The sequence below is a fragment of the Segatella buccae ATCC 33574 genome, from assembly GCF_000184945.1.
GTDB lineage: Bacteria > Bacteroidota > Bacteroidia > Bacteroidales > Bacteroidaceae > Prevotella > Prevotella buccae.
On sequence record NZ_GL586311.1, the window covers coordinates 2,380,498 to 2,395,882 of the forward strand.

The window sequence follows — 15,385 nt, forward strand, 5'->3', positions numbered from 1 at the left end:
ACAAGTTTTCAACCATTTAAAGAACAACTATGACAAATACAAAGCTAAGCATTTTTTCCGAATCTGCCAACATGTCAAGTGTTAAAAGTCTACTGCAAACCCATTTCATGGCACTTTTCATTCGCCCGGCTTTTGGTTTTCCACTTTGCAATATACCTTTGGAGAAATCCCACTCAATAGGGATTAAAAGAGATCGTCCCATCTTCAAAGCCCCGTCTGTAGAAAGAGAACTTTAGTTAAATAAGGGCTCCCAAAGCACTTTGTGCAATCTTTTCGTAGGCATCGCCTAAATCCATAAATCGGTACACACAATTTGCAGCAGCATGTTTAAGCCCCACATGATCACTTTGAAGGGCGGTCGCCGCATGGTCTATAAACTCGTTTATCCCCCTCTCGTTAGCCTCCTGTTTTTTCATAAACAAGCGCGAAAGCAGATGATACCCCGTGATTTGGCGCAGTATGTCATCCGATGCAATCCACTGATAAGCCAACACCGGAGCACTATTTACGTGTTGAAGAAGATTTAACACAAGGATTTCCGCAATCTCCTGCGTCGTGACCTTTTCCATCCAGACATCTATCATGTCGGGCAGCATCTTTTCCGGCGGCATGATATAGGTCGCCATTATTTTACATTCACGGATGTCCTCTTTCCACAGTTCAATGGCCAACTCGTAGTTCTTGCCATAGCTGGTGGCCATCTCTTGCAGATTGGTCAGCGGTACACCCCAGTTGAGTTTGTAGACAACCCCTTTCTCACGCATGGAGCTTGAGGCTACTCCGTTCATCATCAGTCTAAACGACTGCTTGATGGTTTTCACCATTTCATGTATCTCTTCTGTCATACTTCTTCTTTATAATGTTCCGTAATCGCGTGAATAACGCAGCATCTGGTGGGCATAACCTTCCGAGTAATCGACTTCCACGTCGACGATCTCCCCACGTTCGTTTCTCTTCAGGGTCAACCGTGGATTGATAAATCCTTTGTAAGGAGCGATATTCAGTTTGGCATATCGGGACAAGATCTCTCTATGCAAGTCCGCATCAATGTCAATGGCATACCCCTCCACAAGCCTTCGGGCCGCTTCATAGTCTCCCTCGCTCTTAATGCGCTGAATTTCCCGCAACAATTCGCCAAACAAGGTGCGCAATTTTGCATAGTCATTCACCTTCAGATAGGTCTTCCTGCCCTTTGGCTCCCTATCGTCCTGCTCACACACCAACTCTACCGCACCGTCTGCATGGGCCAATGTCCACCGGGCAATGAGCGCCCTGTTACGCATGTGCGCCTCCTCTATCTTGTCGCCTTGCTTGATTCTTACCAGTTGGGTCAGCAGCCCGTTCATCAGATAAGAATAGTATTGACTTTTATAAGCTTCGCCGTCAGGCACAAGTCCGAGTTCCAACACCTTGTCATCAGCCATGTAATATAGTCCGAATAAGTCGGCTCTGGCTTCCTCTATTGTACTTCCGTAGGCCTTCAGCGCATCCGGGTCGGTGCCCGGCAGGAGTTGTCCGCTGCCATGCCCAAGACATTCGTGCAAGTCTGTATGCAACTCATCGCAAATGTCGCCATATTTCTCTATCAAACAACGGGTTGAGGCATCAATGACAAACTCATCAAGGAATCCGTTTCCCTTGGCCACTTGATTGTAAGCCTCTGTCAAATTACCAATGGTCACGCTCTTGCTTCCATACCTTGCCCTTATCCAATCGGCATTGGGCAGGTTGATGCCTATAGCCGAAGCCGGATATTCGTCTCCGCCAAGCATGGCAGCACACACTACGTGGGCAACCACTCCCGTCACAACACGTTTCTTAAAACGCTCATCCACCGGAGAATGGTCTTCAAACCATTGTGCGTTTGAGGAAATACACTGTGTGCGCTTCGTGGCCTCCATGTCCTTGTATTCCACGATGCCCTCCCATGTGCCTTTAAGGCCCAATGGGTCACCGTACACCTCTATAAAACCATTGATAAAATCGATCATCCCATCCTGCTGCCTTACCCAGGCTATGGAATAGGTGTCAAAATCCGTCAAATCGCCCGAGCGGTAGAACGCCATCAAATGGTTGATGACCTCCTTTTGTCGGTCGTTTTCGGCATACTGCAAACTTTTGTCCAACCAATAAATAATCTTGCTGATGGCTTTTCCATACATGCCGTGTTCTTTCCACGTGCATTCTTTGATTGAACCATGCTCCTTGACGAGCTTCGAGTTGAGCCCCCAAGAAGGCTGTCCGAGGTTTGTCTGTTCCGGAAATTCACTTTCCGGAACACCCGGGCGGAGCACATCGTTCTTCTTCTGCGCATAGAAAGTTTCGACTTCTTTCTGGTCAACGCCTTCATAAAAGTTGCAGGCCGAGGTCAACACGAGATCGTCTCCATCGGCCAGATTCACCCGTTTGGGTAGCACCTCCGGATCGAAAATAATGGGAAATAGTCTGTCGCACAATGATTCCGGCGATTCCGACTGCAATAAGGAAAGCTGACCGGCATGGAGTTTGCCTATTTCGGTCTTCAAAAAATCGGGATCAAACCCGGGCTCCAACTTTTCACAACCATAGTGATGGTATATGCCGCTCGAAAACCACACACGCTTCAGATAGGTTTCCAACCCGACAAAATTTTTCAGTTTCCGATCACCTTCATAATTAACATACACGGCTTCCAGCACCTTGCGAATGTCCAGATTATACTTTCCCTGCTGGTCGAAGGTGATATCCCGACCATACAATGTAGCCTCTGAAAGACAATATATATACATCTTTTGTCTTAAGGTAAGCCCCTCAAAGCCTCTTAGAGCATAACGCAGCATCTGCAAATCGGCAAACCGCTCATCTGCAAACGGAAAAAACTCTTTATTCATGTCCTCTTCTTACTCTTCACTCTTCGTCTTTCTCCCTCTGTGCTTGGCCTGCTGCGGGGCTTCCATTGCATGTCGCAGTTTATACTCCCTCGGCGTACACCCGTTGAACTTATAAAAAGACGCATAGAAACTTTGTCTGTTTGAGAAGCCCACCATGTCAGACACATCTTCCATATTCAGCTTCCGATAACGGCTGTCTATCAAGATGCTCATGGCCTCCTCTATCCTGAATTTGTTGACAAACGACGTATAGTTCATGTGAAATTTCACATTGACCACGGCAGAGACATAGCGCGTATTCGTGCCAAGTTCTTCCGCCAGTTTTTTAGCCGAATAGTCCTTGTCTTTATATCGTTTCTTGATGAGAATGATATCAAGTATTTTCCCTTTCATTTCATCCATCACCTTCGGACTCACCAATGTTCGATAAGCCGCTTCCTTTTCCTTTATTTCCGTAATGTTGTACTTTACCATGCGCCTCTCTATAATGTGGGATAAACAAATAAATTCTTATTTTTTACAAAAATACACAATGTATTCCGATACTCCAAATATTTACAGGCCAAATCGCACGTTCTCCAACGAATATGCATTCCGATACACCTGCCATCCGTCAAAGGCTGTCCCAATCACCGACTATAAGAGACGGCAAGGCTGCCCGGCCTCCCTTACCCTCCATGCCAAGAACTCCACCTATAGTGCAAAACCTATTCAAATCAAGAAAAAGCTTTACTGAAATTCGTATTTCAAAAGTATAGTACACCCGACATGGCTTTTCAAAATGGCCGAAAAACGGAAAAACATTTTCCACTAAGCCCGAACAACCTTACAAAAGAGCCACACTTGCAAGCCGAAAGAGCCCTTTTCACAACGCCATTCGGGCCGGATTGCATCCACAACAAGATGGCAAAGCCCGCTTTAGGAAATTGGGGAGCTAAAAAAGGGGAGCACGTATGTACTCCCCTTGCTATGCAAAGATACTACTAAAAAGTCTTTTTGCAAACCGATGGCGAATATACTTGACAATAATTACCATCTACCGGTCTCTTGCCGCAACCATGCAGCGAGGGAGAATCATCCCCTGCAACAACTGTCAGCGGAGTGTGCGGCAAAGCACTAAAAGTCCCGCTCTATGAGCTCCAGGCACATCCGGCTGTTGTGATAGGGACATTTCCAAAAGCCGGCTTTGTCGCCGTCATGATCCACGGTGCCGTCTTCAAGCATGGCCCAGTACCACTCACCGTGCTGTTCATCGATGAGATGTTTCTGAATGAAGCTCCAACACCTCACGGCTATGTCCAAAGCCTCCTCTATATGGAAATGCTGGTAAAGGTTGATGTGCCCGATGACCGTTTCACATTCCACCCACCATTGGCGTTGAAGGTCTTGGCGGCCGGTGTCTTTCCAGTGCTCATAGATCATGGCCCCGTCCTTCCTCAGCCCCTCATCGGCAGCAAAAGCCACACGCCTTACCACCGGTTCCACCCGTTGCAACATTTTCTTGTCACCCAGTACAAGAGCCGCTTCATGGAGTAGCCACGAGGCTTCTATGTCATGCCCGTAACTTTCCACATTTCTTTTCCCTTCCCATTTATCGTTAAAGAAAAGGTCGAGATGGTAAGTTTGCTTGTTCAGGAGCTTGTTGATAAAGATGTCAAGCAAGTTTTCGGCCGACTTGCCCACACGCCACATGGTTTGTTCTCCCTCCGTGCCATGCTCCACAGGGCTTATTCCCATCTCTTTCATGCAACGATAGAGATTGGTGTAAGGCTCTATGATATGGAGATGCGTATTCATGGTGCGGCTGCCATTTTCGTCCTTGTCGCTCAGGCGCATATCGGCTATAGGTGCCCATTCACGAGTAAGTGCCTCCACATAGCCGTTGTTTTCGGCATCAAAGGCATGACGCTCTATGTCGTCATAGAGCGACAAAGCCACAGCCAAAGCCTCTTTGTCGCCTGTGGCCCGTGCATATTCGGAAAAGCCGTAGATGGCAAAGCCTATGGCATAGGTCTGCTTTTTGGTGTCTACGGGGTTCCCCTTATAGTCCACACTCCAATACAGGCCGCCATACTCCTTGTCTAAAAAATGGGCTTCGATATAGTCTTTAGCCCGCCGGGCTGTTTCCAGATATTCCCGCTTCTTCAACACACGGTAGGATGCGGCAAACGACCAAAGGATGCGGGCATTCATGACGGCTCCTTTATCGGCCTCGGGATGGACATTCTCATAGCCATCGATGCGTCCGTAGAAGCCCCCGTTTTCGTGGTCGGTCACGTTGTTAATCCAATAAGGAAGGATGTTGTTGGTAAGCACATCCCTCATAGTAAGTTTAAAGCTGTTCACGTCAGTAGCATTTTATGGTTTAACTCTACAAGGTTGTCACCGTCAGTCTTCCACCTGCTGCAAGGAGACCAACTGCCGGCCTATTTCCTTCATCTTACTTTTGGTCAGCGGATACACCACCATGATGAAGACCATCAACAAGGCTATGGCGGCAGGAATCCAACTCATAGTGAGCTTCATGCCGAGAATGGCACTCTCGGTCTGGGAGGCGGCATTGGGCACAAGCCCGAAAGCGGCAAACAGCCACAGCACGGCACTGCCTGCGATGGCTCCGCCAAACTTCTGGGCCATGGACCCCGAAGAGAATATCAGTCCGGTGGAGGAAGAACCATCCTTCACTCTCGCATAGTCGGCCACATCGGCATACATGCTCCACACCAGCGGAGACACAATGCCCGTGCAGATGGAAATGAGTATTTGCAACAACAGCATGAGGATGAAACCGGCATTGGTGCAAGGCACGAAAAAGAAGGCTATGCTCAACACGGCCAGCAACACGCCGGCCAACCCAAATGTCTTGCGCTTACCCAACCGGCGACTGACGGGCACGGCCACCACCACACCTATCATGTTGCACACCTCACCGACAGCCAGAAACAGACCGGCAAAGAAGAGGAAACTGATGGCACCCAACTCGATGCTGGCATTCTCGCCGATGTAATATTTGAAATAATAGGCCACCGTGGCTCCACGCACCGTATTGAAAAGATTTGTGCAGAGGGCGGCTACGGTCAACAGCCACCAAGGGGCATTGCGCACCAGAGAAGACAGGTCGGAGCCCAAGGCCGTGGCCTCAGCCTTCACGTGTTCTTTAGTCAACTTGAAGGAGAGCAGGAATAAGAGAAAGCAGAAAACTGCAATAACGATCATGGCACTCTGCCAAGCCGAACTCTCTGTGCCGCCCTGCTGCTTAAAAAGGTTGCAAAGCGGCTCCCACGCAAACAGGGCGATGAACGAACCGGCGTAGGCAAAGAACATGCGAAAACTCGAGAAGACGGTCTTCTCGTCAGAATCATTGGTCATCACGCCAAGCATAGAGCCGTATGGCACATTGATGCCGGTATAGACGGTCATCATCAATATGTAGGTGACGTATGCCCACACCAACTTTCCCGTTTCGCCCAAGTCGGGTGTCGTGAACAACAGCACGCCGGAAATGGCAAACGGAGCTGCAAAGAAAAGCAGATAGGGACGGTACTTGCCCCAACGGGTGTGCGTGCGGTCGGCTATGACACCCATCATAGGGTCGCTCACGGTGTCCCATATCCGAGTGACGAGCATCAATGTGGCCGTAGCCCCCAAGGACAGACCGAACACATCGCTGTAAAAAATAGGTAGATAATAGGAGAATATCTTCCAAAACATGCTGGAAGACATGTCACCGAAACCGTATCCGATTTTTTCTTTTAAACTTGCCATACTTGCTTTCTGAATTTAAGTGTTGAAGATGTCGCCGGCAACGGTTCATTGCCCCATCGCCTTGTTCTTGGCCACCAGCCGCTTGATGGTCTCCACACTGGCCGAAGTGGTGAAACCGTCTTCGGGAGTATTCATGCAATAGTCCACCAACCGGTCGATGGTGGAAGTGGCTACGTGCATACGGGTATCCGACGAAGCATAATAGATGAACACCTTGCCGTCTTCATCGGCTATCCAGCCATTGGCAAAGACGACATTCATCACATCACCGATATATTCTTCACCTTCCGGCACCAGGAAATAACCTCCCGGCCGGGCTATGACGCGGGTCGGGTCGTCGAGGGCCGTCATGTACATATAGAGCACATAGCGCAGCCCGGAAGCGCACCCACGCACGCCATGGGCCAGATGCAACCAGCCACGGTCGGTCTTGATGGGATGGGGCCCTTCGCCGTTTTTCACTTCCATGATGGTGTGGTAATGACGCAGATTGATGATTTTTTCTTCTTTCACCTCAGCATGGGTGATATCATCAACAAGTGCCCAACCGATGCCGCCTCCCGAACCGGTATCGATGAAACCGTCTTGCGGCCGGGTGTAAAACGCATACTTGCCATTGACAAATTCGGGGTGCAACACCACGTTACGCTGCTGACTCTTGGCCTTCAAGTCGGGCAGTCGCTCCCAGTTGACCAGGTCCTTGGTACGGGCAATGGCCGCGGTAGCCGTGGCGGCACTCAGATCGCCGGGCACACTGTCGTCGTGCCGCTCGGCACAGAACACGCCATAGATGTAGCCGTCTTCATGGCTTGTGAGCCGCATGTCGTAGATATTAGTCGCCGGCACCACATCATCAGGCATGGTGATGGGTTCGTCCCAGAAGCGGAAGTTATCTACACCATTGGGGCTTTCGGCCACGGCGAAAAAGCTCTTGCGGTCGGCTCCTTCCACCCGCACCACCAGCAAGTATTTGCCATTCCACTTGATGGCTCCACTGTTTAGCGTGGCATTCATCATGATGCGCTGCATGAAATAGGGATTGTCCTTCTCGTTGAAGTCATAACGCCACTCCAAGGGCGTATGTTCAGCTGTCAGAATGGGATACTTATACTTCTCGTAGATGCCGTTGCCACACTCCAACGGTTCGTTCTTTCTGCCTAACAACTCTTCGTGACGGGCACGAATTTGCCGTACTCTTGTCTTAAAATCTGTCATGATTATATTTCTTTTATATTGTTATTCTCAATCTTCTATTTGACTTTTCTGATATCTTTGACCGTGCAGACCTCTTTCAGATCCACCCACTTCTTGAAATCCGGTGCAGCCTTGTCACCTGTGGCCGGCAAGTAAGATTCTTCTTCCGGCTTCTGCCAGTCGTTGCGCCAAAAGAGCACATAACTCAACTTGTACTGCCGCAATACCGGCCAAAGAGTGTTCATGAACCAGTCGGTTTTCTTGCCTATCCCCCTACAACCGGTCTCGGTCAAAGCGGCGAGCTTATGTTCTTTCGATGCCACCGACACCAATACATCAAGCGTCTCTTTGAGGTTCTTGCTATAAGCGGCATCGTTGTTGTCAAATTCGTAGATATCCACCCCAATGAGGTCTACATATTGGTTGCCGGGATAACGCTCCATAAAAGCTGCTTCCGTTTTCACATCGCTGAGATTGGGTGACCAAGCCCACACGATGTTGTTGCAACGATATTGGTCTACCAATTTGTGATGGGTAAATGTAAAAAGGTTTATATACTCCTCGGCTGTACAGCTCTTTGCTCCCCACCAGAACCATCCGCCATTCATTTCGTGCCATGGGCGGAATATTACGGGTATCCGTTGCCCGCCGGGAGTCTGCAAAGAGTTGATAAACGCTGCCACGGTCTCCAGCCAACCTTCAAATTTCCGGTACTGGCTTCCTCCACGAAGTACGTCTTTTACGGCTTCGCCTGAAGAATCCCAAGCGTTTTCTCCCGTAACAGGATTCCACGGATGCCAACTCAGGGTGACGATACCACCCCGCAGATAGTGGGCGATGATTTCACGCCGCATACGCTCAAACGACACCCCATCGAGGTTTTCATCGCTGCCAAGCTCTATCTTGCCCAAGTCGAAGCCCATCACTGCAGGATAATCACCTACGGTTTCAAGCACATCAGATCGCCCATTGTCCCATTTCCAAGTCGTTCCATAGACAGGAGAGTCCTGATGGCCGAGCATGATTCCTTTTTTCTGCAACTTCTGCAATCTCTTGACCAACTCCCGGGCCGGTGTCTGTGCACCAATACCCACGCTCATGAGCATGGCTGCCAAAACTACACTTATCTTTTTCATATTCCACACAGCATTTGTCATTTGATGTTCATCCGGCCAAGCAACCAGTTCTCCCATTCGTCCCACTGCTCTTGATACCAATAGTGCGCAGTCTGCGGATAGACACTAAGCTGCTTGGGGGCCTTGACTGCATTATAGGTTGCATAGGCAGAGTTGGGCGGAACCACCTCGTCGTTATAGCCGAAAGAGAACCATCCGGGCACCGTAATGCGCCGGGCGAAATTGACACCATCGTAGTATTGAGAACCTGCCAAATGGACCTCAGATGGTTTCTTGTTCCATATAAAATACTGGGGCCAACCGGGAGCCACACCGCTCAAAGCTGCCAGATGATCGCACAAGGCTGCATGCACGGCTCCATAGAACGTGACACGCTTGTCCAACGCGGTGACAGCCAACGACAGGAAACCGCCTTGGCTCGATCCGGTGACACCCAACGTGCGACCGTCCCACTCGGGAAGAGAAGCAATATAATCTACGGCACGGACGGCTCCTACCACCACATGCTTATAATAATTCTTATCCGGCTGATCAATATTAGTCTCCCAATATCCGTTCAAGGCTCCATTGCCCAAATCGTCGTACACTTTTTGCGGCATAGTGACCGACACCCCATGTATGCCTATCTCCAAAGTGACGGCTCCTCGGGAGGCTGTATAGACATCTCCGGCGTAGGGACGGACACCGGCACCGGGCACTCTCAACAAAGCCGGATACCTACCCGGCTTGACCGGTATGCAGAGAATGCCGTAAACCCGCCGATTGGGAGTGTCGTTGGTAAAGTCCACTTCGTAGACATTCACGTCTTTCGTACACCGTTCGGGTAACAGCCTCCGATGCGGATTGATGTCAAGTTTGCGAGCTTCATCAAGCGCCCTACGCCAAAAGACATCAAAATCCTCAGGCACTTTGGCATGATCTCTAATTTCCAAAGGAGAAAATCCTACCATACAAAGTCCTTCATACTTCCTGCCTTCTACGTCGGCTATGACTTTCAGACGATAAAAACCGGGATGCTTCATCGTGCCCGTCCATTTCATGGTACCATCTTTCAAAACGACATTCTGTTTCTTCACTTCGGGAAACATCACCGGACCGACTTCATAATCGACCTTGACATGCTCAAGCAGCGTGCCCGACTTACGGACATCCACCGTAAAACCGGCATTCTCACCCACGCGATAATTCCAATCTTTATGGTCGGGTGTAACCGTTACGACAATATTATTTCCACGAATCTGGGCTCCAACAGACAGCACGACTATCAAAGTCTGCAAAAACAAACACAGTCTTTTCATTTCAAGTTATTGTTGTTTAGGATAATGATTATTCATCGAGTGCAAAGATAAAACAAAAAAACTACATTGATTGATACTTTCTTATCGAAAGATAATACTTTAATACCTAAAAAAGAATTAGGTGGAAGGACTGCCCCCTCCACCTAATTTTCAATGCAAAATTTGACTAAGTTTTTATTTGTTCAAGACCTTCATCAAGGCATTCACAAGCTGCGGTTCGGTCCACGTCAGTGTCTTCCGGTCGAAGAGTCCCATCCACCAAAGGCCTGTCGTGTTATGAACCTTGAATTGTGCGGCTACATAATTGGCATACTTCACCCGCTCATTTATATTCTTTTTATTGTCAATGGCACCAAACTCTCCAAAGACGTATGGAATGCCAAGCTCGTCGGCGCGCTTGGCTACCTGATTGACCACCTTGGATACTTCAGCCTCACAATCGGCATCCCACACCAGAATGTTATAGTCGTATGACGATCCGTCGGCCTTCTTTCCGGCATTGTTCTCACAGAAGTTATAAGGATCGTAACTGTGGATCGTGAGATAAATATGGCTGGGATGCACATCCGTCGGCACAGCCAGTTCAGCCAAAGCCACAGCTTTGTTGCCGGTAGCGGCATAGGTCGTGATGGCCAGATTGCGGTATTCGTTGTTACCGCCCGTTGCACGCACAGTGTTGACAAAGTCTTGCTGCAACTTATTGATGGCCTGATAGGCCCCATCGCCGGCGGCAGGAGCCGTCCAAGAACGCTGCTTGTTCAAAATCTCGTTGAAACTTTCAAAGACAAGCTTTTCTCCGTAGTTCTTGAAACGTTCTGCAATCTGTTTCCAAACAGCCTGATACTTCGTGGTCCGAGTGGCATAATCCCCCATATCAGCATAGAGCCACCCTTTCTCGCCGGTATCGTGCATCACATTGATGACGCAATAGCAACCGGCTTTCAACACATAGTTTACCACTTCTTCCACACGTGTCATCCAAGCCTCATCAATCTTGTTGTTGGAATCCAAATGCGGCCCCCACGTGACAGGCACACGAATGATGTTGAAACCTTTGGCGGCAATGCTATCTATCATCTCTTGAGTGGTATAAGGCTGCCCCCATGAGGTTTCATAGTCTTTCGGTGTCTTGCCGGCGGGATCCCACCATGAGCCCTCGGGGTTGCTGTCAAGGGTGTTCCCAAGATTATACCCCACCTTCAAATTGGCTATCATATTCCATGCACTCTCAAACGGGTCGTTGGGATCAACACCCGTTCCTTTCTGCTTTACCATAATCGTTTTCGATTGGCTATCCGCCTTGACAGTAATAGTGGAAGTACGAACAGCCGCCTTGTTGGTCGCCACCGTCACCTTAATGTAGGCATTGGTGTTGGAAGCCGTCGAGTCTTTATAGTTCCATCCATAGCCGGCATGGGGGGTAATCTTCAACCATGTAGTGTCCGCATCGGGCACAGCGGCCGTCCAGTCGCCATCGGTAGACACTCCGAGTATGGCAGAAGATGCGGAGATGTTGAAATCGAGTGCGCTGACGGAGACATTGTCTTTCGTCACATCAAGCCCAGTAGCCGCCATGCTGTTGTCGCTGTCGCTACAGCCTTGGAGTCCCCAAGCCATAGCCGCGAAGAGCACAAAACTTAAAATATTCTTTGTTTTCATAACTAAGTTGCTTTTAATGTTTTATTTTGAAGGAATGTAGATGACGCGCACATTGTCAACCTTGATGTCAATCTTGCCCTTGTTTTTCCCTTCATTGCATTCCATCAGGCGGAACTGGTTAATTCCCTGCTTCACAATGTCAGCATAGGTAAGACCTTTGAAACATCCGAAATTGTCGAGGCTGACCACAGCACGATACCACTTGCCCTTAGGATTCCGGTCGTTGATGTCGGCCAAAACCGGATGCGTGAACGTCCAAGGCTTTTCTACACCGCTCCATTCTACTCCGTTACCTCCTATGAAATAGTAGTATTCCTTATCTCCTATCGGCTGAATCAGATAGCGAATCATACCCGAGAAAGTGTCACTGTTGAAATCTGAATTGTTGTCATAGACATTATAGGCCAGATAAATGTCTTTGGCAGAAGCCGTCGAGGGGATATTCGCTGACAGGGGGAATGAATTTCCATTCCAGTCTTTACGCCAATAGATCATAGTTCCCCAACCATTTCCACCATTGTTCGTTACGTTGATATGGCCAAATATCCCATCAGCCGTACCGCTGTCTTCGTAAATAGCATTCGGGCCCCAGCCATTGTCGATAGCATCACCGTCGAAAGTGGTCAAGAGCGTAGTCCTATCATAGAAGCTCTGCGACGAGGTTACGGAACCGCCCGGAGTCTTCACGGTGAGCGTGGTGCCACTGCCGGCTGTCGGCTTTTTCTTGAAATCGACATAGATGGTGTCAAGAGATGCAGAAACGGTGAAGTCGCTTTGCTTCAACGTCACATCTCCATAAGTGACAGACTCAACCTGAACAAATTCACGACCGGTGATAATCAGCGTCTCGCCTATCTGCGGCATGTCGGAGGAAATGTAACTGATAACAGGCTTGCCCGGAACTTTATAGTAGCCCACATAGGTAATACCGGCAGCACACTCCATGACCAGCGTACCCGAATCAGGGGCCTCAGCCGGAACGATGGCTCCCACGATGGAGCTTGTCTCATAGGCATTGGTAGCCGTATTCAGGTAGTGGTTTTGCTTGATGTTGAAATAGTCGGTGATGTCAACATGCTTGCCACCCACTTCTTTCCACACAGTTGTGTCCAGCTGAGCCGACTGCAAATCGGTGATATACATTTTCTCAATGTCCACAAGATTGAGTCCGTTCAGCCGCAATGTATCACCCGTTTGGCGGGGATAGTTGGCATCGATGCGCCGAAGTTGTGGACCGGGAGCCGTTATCTTGAAAGCATACACGGCCGTGCCGTGGCTTGTCTCCACCCGTATCTCATCTTTGATGTTGCTGTTGAAAGCCGAAAGTTTGAACCCGTCTTTCTCCGAAGGAATCGTTACCATGATACTGTGGTCGGTGTTCATGGTCGGATTGAAATATACCTCCTGATCATTGATGTACACTTTCTGTGCATGGCACAGATTGGTACCTATGATGGCAATGAGCTGTCCGGCCCCCGACTTGGTAAACAGACTGTCGGCCTTTGCCGGGTCGGGCACACGCACACCGGTGATCGTAGGTTGCCCGCCTGCCGAATCGTCATCGCTGCAAGACGTAAATACGAAAGAGAATGCCATCAGGAGCAACAACGTCCCAAGACTCTTTCCGATATTATTTCTATTCTTTTTCATAAGAAAATCCTATTATATTTACTTGAATTACTTACCGCTGCCAAAGTTGTAAGCCTGCGGTGCCTCATTGAAATAATGATTCTGTATGACATCACTCTCCGGATAAGGCATAAAGATGTTCGCCTCGCTCAAAGTGATGGCTTGATACCCCGGCACATATTTTCTCAAAAGACTGTTCAAATCATACTTATATCCCTGCGCAGCAGTTTGAATCGGCGTGTTGTCATTCTCGGATACCGTGATTTTGTCATTCCAATAGACACGCCCCTTCGAATCGGCAATGTACCATGTTTTCACTCCGGGAGGGATACAGCGATAGCTAAATGTCCCATCTGCATTCTTGAAGAGATTGTTCTCGCGTATTTCAAAGCCACGATGCTGCTTGTTGTTGAAAAAATCAAGCATGGTCTGGGGCTTCCAACGATACCATGTCACCATATCCCACCAGTTGCAATACTCCATGCAGAACTCGATGCGGCGTTCACGAATCAAGTCGCTGAATGTAATCTTGGTGTATGGCTCCACACCAGCACGCACACGCACAGCATTGAAAGCCGCAAGTGCCTGCGCATCTGAAGTCTCTGCGTTGTTGCCGAGAATGGCCTCGGCCTTCATCAAATAGACATCGGCCAAACGTTGAATATACGTATTCAGCGGTGAAGCCATCTGCGCCAAATTGCAAGGGGCGACATCCGCTTTGGTGCCCAGCACACCTTTCTTCAGCTGCATCCAGTTGTGGGCATAGGTATACCCCCCCTCTGCTTTCTTGATGTAACTGTAATGATGGTTGGGAGTAAAGAACGTGGCGTTGATACGTGCCGAGTCGGCCGGCTCCTCATTATAGATATCGATCATATCCACAGAGGCAACAAGAGCCCCACCCCATACATTGACATCGGTCACTTCAGGAAAAGCCAAATCGGAATAAAGCGCATTCCTTGTCCCCCACTCGTCTGTATTGGGGTCTGCCCAGCGCATGGCAAGGATAGTTTCACTATTGTCATTGTTCTGTGCCTTGAAGAGATCTTCATAGTTGGGCAACAGCGAATACTGCCCACAGTTGATGACCTCATCGCAGAGAGTAACCACCTCCTGCAATATTTTGTCGTCGCGACTGTGGTCTCCCTTTGCCGAAGACCATCCGCTCTGTGCCAACAACGCCTTGGCCAATGCCGCTTTGGCAGCATAGCGTGAGGGATGATGGTCTGTCCCCGTTTCGGGCAATAGCTCTACAGCCTTACGAAAGTCGCGGACAATGAACTTCAGCACGTCTGTTTCTGGATTCAAGGGCTGCACAGGATTGTCCACCATCTTTTGATTGTCTTCAAACAAGATGTTGTCTCCCCAGCCACGAAGCAAGTAGAAGTAGGCCCAGCCGCGCATGAGATAGCACTCACCTTCTGCCGCATTCTTCACGCTTTCCGTGACAGCAGAGGTTGTGTAGTGCTGCAAATTATACAACACGGCATTGCTCATAGTCACCACGTTATAGAGTGACGACCACGCCAAGCTCATGTCCTCAGTCAGGCCGGTCACCTGAAATTTGGCAAACTCCGCACTCACGTATGGATTCCAGGCATCATTGGCGCGATAGGAGCCCATACCGACAAAAGCCCGGCGATTGAAGTTAAACCAAGCCCGGTTGTAGAGTGGTTCGGTGCCTTTCATCACTGCCTTGTCGGAGGAGTAGTAGGTCGGGGCCGTATATTGACCTTTGGGCTTCTGGTCGAGGAAATCCTCGCTACAACTGGTCAATGACAGTGAGAGACCTGCCAGAGCAGCCACCATTATCACATTTATCTTTTTCATATTC

General features: G+C 49.2%; 11 protein-coding genes. All 11 read right to left on the reverse strand.

Translation table 11 applies throughout. The annotated features are described in order from the left end of the window. Positions 1-236: 236 nt before the first annotated feature. Positions 237-845 (reverse strand): DNA alkylation repair protein, encoded by a 609-nt coding sequence (locus HMPREF6485_RS09365; RefSeq protein WP_004346171.1) that lies wholly within the window; start codon positions 843-845, stop codon positions 237-239. Positions 846-854: 9 nt separating this feature from the next. Beyond that, positions 855-2,870 carry a dipeptidyl-peptidase 3 family protein gene (locus HMPREF6485_RS09370; RefSeq protein WP_004346172.1) on the reverse strand — a complete coding sequence of 672 codons (2,016 nt, stop codon included), beginning with the start codon at positions 2,868-2,870 and terminating at the stop codon, positions 855-857. Positions 2,871-2,879: 9 nt separating this feature from the next. Further along, on the reverse strand, positions 2,880-3,344 hold the full coding sequence (locus HMPREF6485_RS09375) for a helix-turn-helix domain-containing protein (protein WP_004346173.1): 465 nt from the start codon (positions 3,342-3,344) through the stop codon (positions 2,880-2,882). A 642-nt stretch (positions 3,345-3,986) separates the two neighbouring features. After that, positions 3,987-5,216: an AGE family epimerase/isomerase gene (locus HMPREF6485_RS09390; RefSeq protein ID WP_407636077.1), complete on the reverse strand. Its 1,230-nt coding sequence runs from the start codon at positions 5,214-5,216 to the stop codon at positions 3,987-3,989. Between the two features lie 42 nt (positions 5,217-5,258). After that, entirely contained in the window at positions 5,259-6,635 is a 1,377-nt protein-coding gene (locus tag HMPREF6485_RS09395) for an MFS transporter (RefSeq protein ID WP_004342208.1), read from the reverse strand. Between the two features lie 45 nt (positions 6,636-6,680). Further along, positions 6,681-7,850, reverse strand: coding sequence for a glycoside hydrolase family 130 protein (locus HMPREF6485_RS09400; protein WP_004346177.1), 1,170 nt, complete (start codon positions 7,848-7,850; stop codon positions 6,681-6,683). A 35-nt stretch (positions 7,851-7,885) separates the two neighbouring features. Further along, positions 7,886-8,965 (reverse strand): glycoside hydrolase family 26 protein, encoded by a 1,080-nt coding sequence (locus HMPREF6485_RS09405; protein ID WP_052296831.1) that lies wholly within the window; start codon positions 8,963-8,965, stop codon positions 7,886-7,888. Positions 8,966-8,982: 17 nt separating this feature from the next. Then, on the reverse strand, positions 8,983-10,263 hold the full coding sequence (locus HMPREF6485_RS09410) for an acetylxylan esterase (RefSeq protein WP_004346179.1): 1,281 nt from the start codon (positions 10,261-10,263) through the stop codon (positions 8,983-8,985). Between the two features lie 174 nt (positions 10,264-10,437). Continuing rightward, positions 10,438-11,922: a cellulase family glycosylhydrolase gene (locus tag HMPREF6485_RS09415; protein WP_004346180.1), complete on the reverse strand. Its 1,485-nt coding sequence runs from the start codon at positions 11,920-11,922 to the stop codon at positions 10,438-10,440. 21 nt (positions 11,923-11,943) lie between these two features. Beyond that, complete coding sequence (locus HMPREF6485_RS09420; protein WP_004346181.1) at positions 11,944-13,572, reverse strand: hypothetical protein; 1,629 nt, start codon at positions 13,570-13,572, stop codon at positions 11,944-11,946. A gap of 27 nt (positions 13,573-13,599) precedes the next feature. Beyond that, positions 13,600-15,381, reverse strand: a complete 1,782-nt coding sequence (locus HMPREF6485_RS09425) for a RagB/SusD family nutrient uptake outer membrane protein (RefSeq protein WP_248622275.1) — start codon at positions 15,379-15,381, stop codon at positions 13,600-13,602. Between the last annotated feature and the right edge of the window lie 4 nt (positions 15,382-15,385).

Bases quoted from the DNA above. Each gene is read 5' to 3' on its own strand.
- HMPREF6485_RS09365 (WP_004346171.1), bottom strand. From the start codon at position 845: ATGACAGAAGAGATACATGAAATGGTGAAAACCATCAAGCAGTCGTTT.
- HMPREF6485_RS09370 (WP_004346172.1), bottom strand. From the start codon at position 2,870: ATGAATAAAGAGTTTTTTCCGTTTGCAGATGAGCGGTTTGCCGATTTG.
- HMPREF6485_RS09375 (WP_004346173.1), bottom strand. From the start codon at position 3,344: ATGGTAAAGTACAACATTACGGAAATAAAGGAAAAGGAAGCGGCTTAT.
- HMPREF6485_RS09395 (WP_004342208.1), bottom strand. From the start codon at position 6,635: ATGGCAAGTTTAAAAGAAAAAATCGGATACGGTTTCGGTGACATGTCT.
- HMPREF6485_RS09400 (WP_004346177.1), bottom strand. From the start codon at position 7,850: ATGACAGATTTTAAGACAAGAGTACGGCAAATTCGTGCCCGTCACGAA.
- HMPREF6485_RS09405 (WP_052296831.1), bottom strand. From the start codon at position 8,965: ATGAAAAAGATAAGTGTAGTTTTGGCAGCCATGCTCATGAGCGTGGGT.
- HMPREF6485_RS09410 (WP_004346179.1), bottom strand. From the start codon at position 10,263: ATGAAAAGACTGTGTTTGTTTTTGCAGACTTTGATAGTCGTGCTGTCT.
- HMPREF6485_RS09415 (WP_004346180.1), bottom strand. From the start codon at position 11,922: ATGAAAACAAAGAATATTTTAAGTTTTGTGCTCTTCGCGGCTATGGCT.
- HMPREF6485_RS09420 (WP_004346181.1), bottom strand. From the start codon at position 13,572: ATGAAAAAGAATAGAAATAATATCGGAAAGAGTCTTGGGACGTTGTTG.
- HMPREF6485_RS09425 (WP_248622275.1), bottom strand. From the start codon at position 15,381: ATGAAAAAGATAAATGTGATAATGGTGGCTGCTCTGGCAGGTCTCTCA.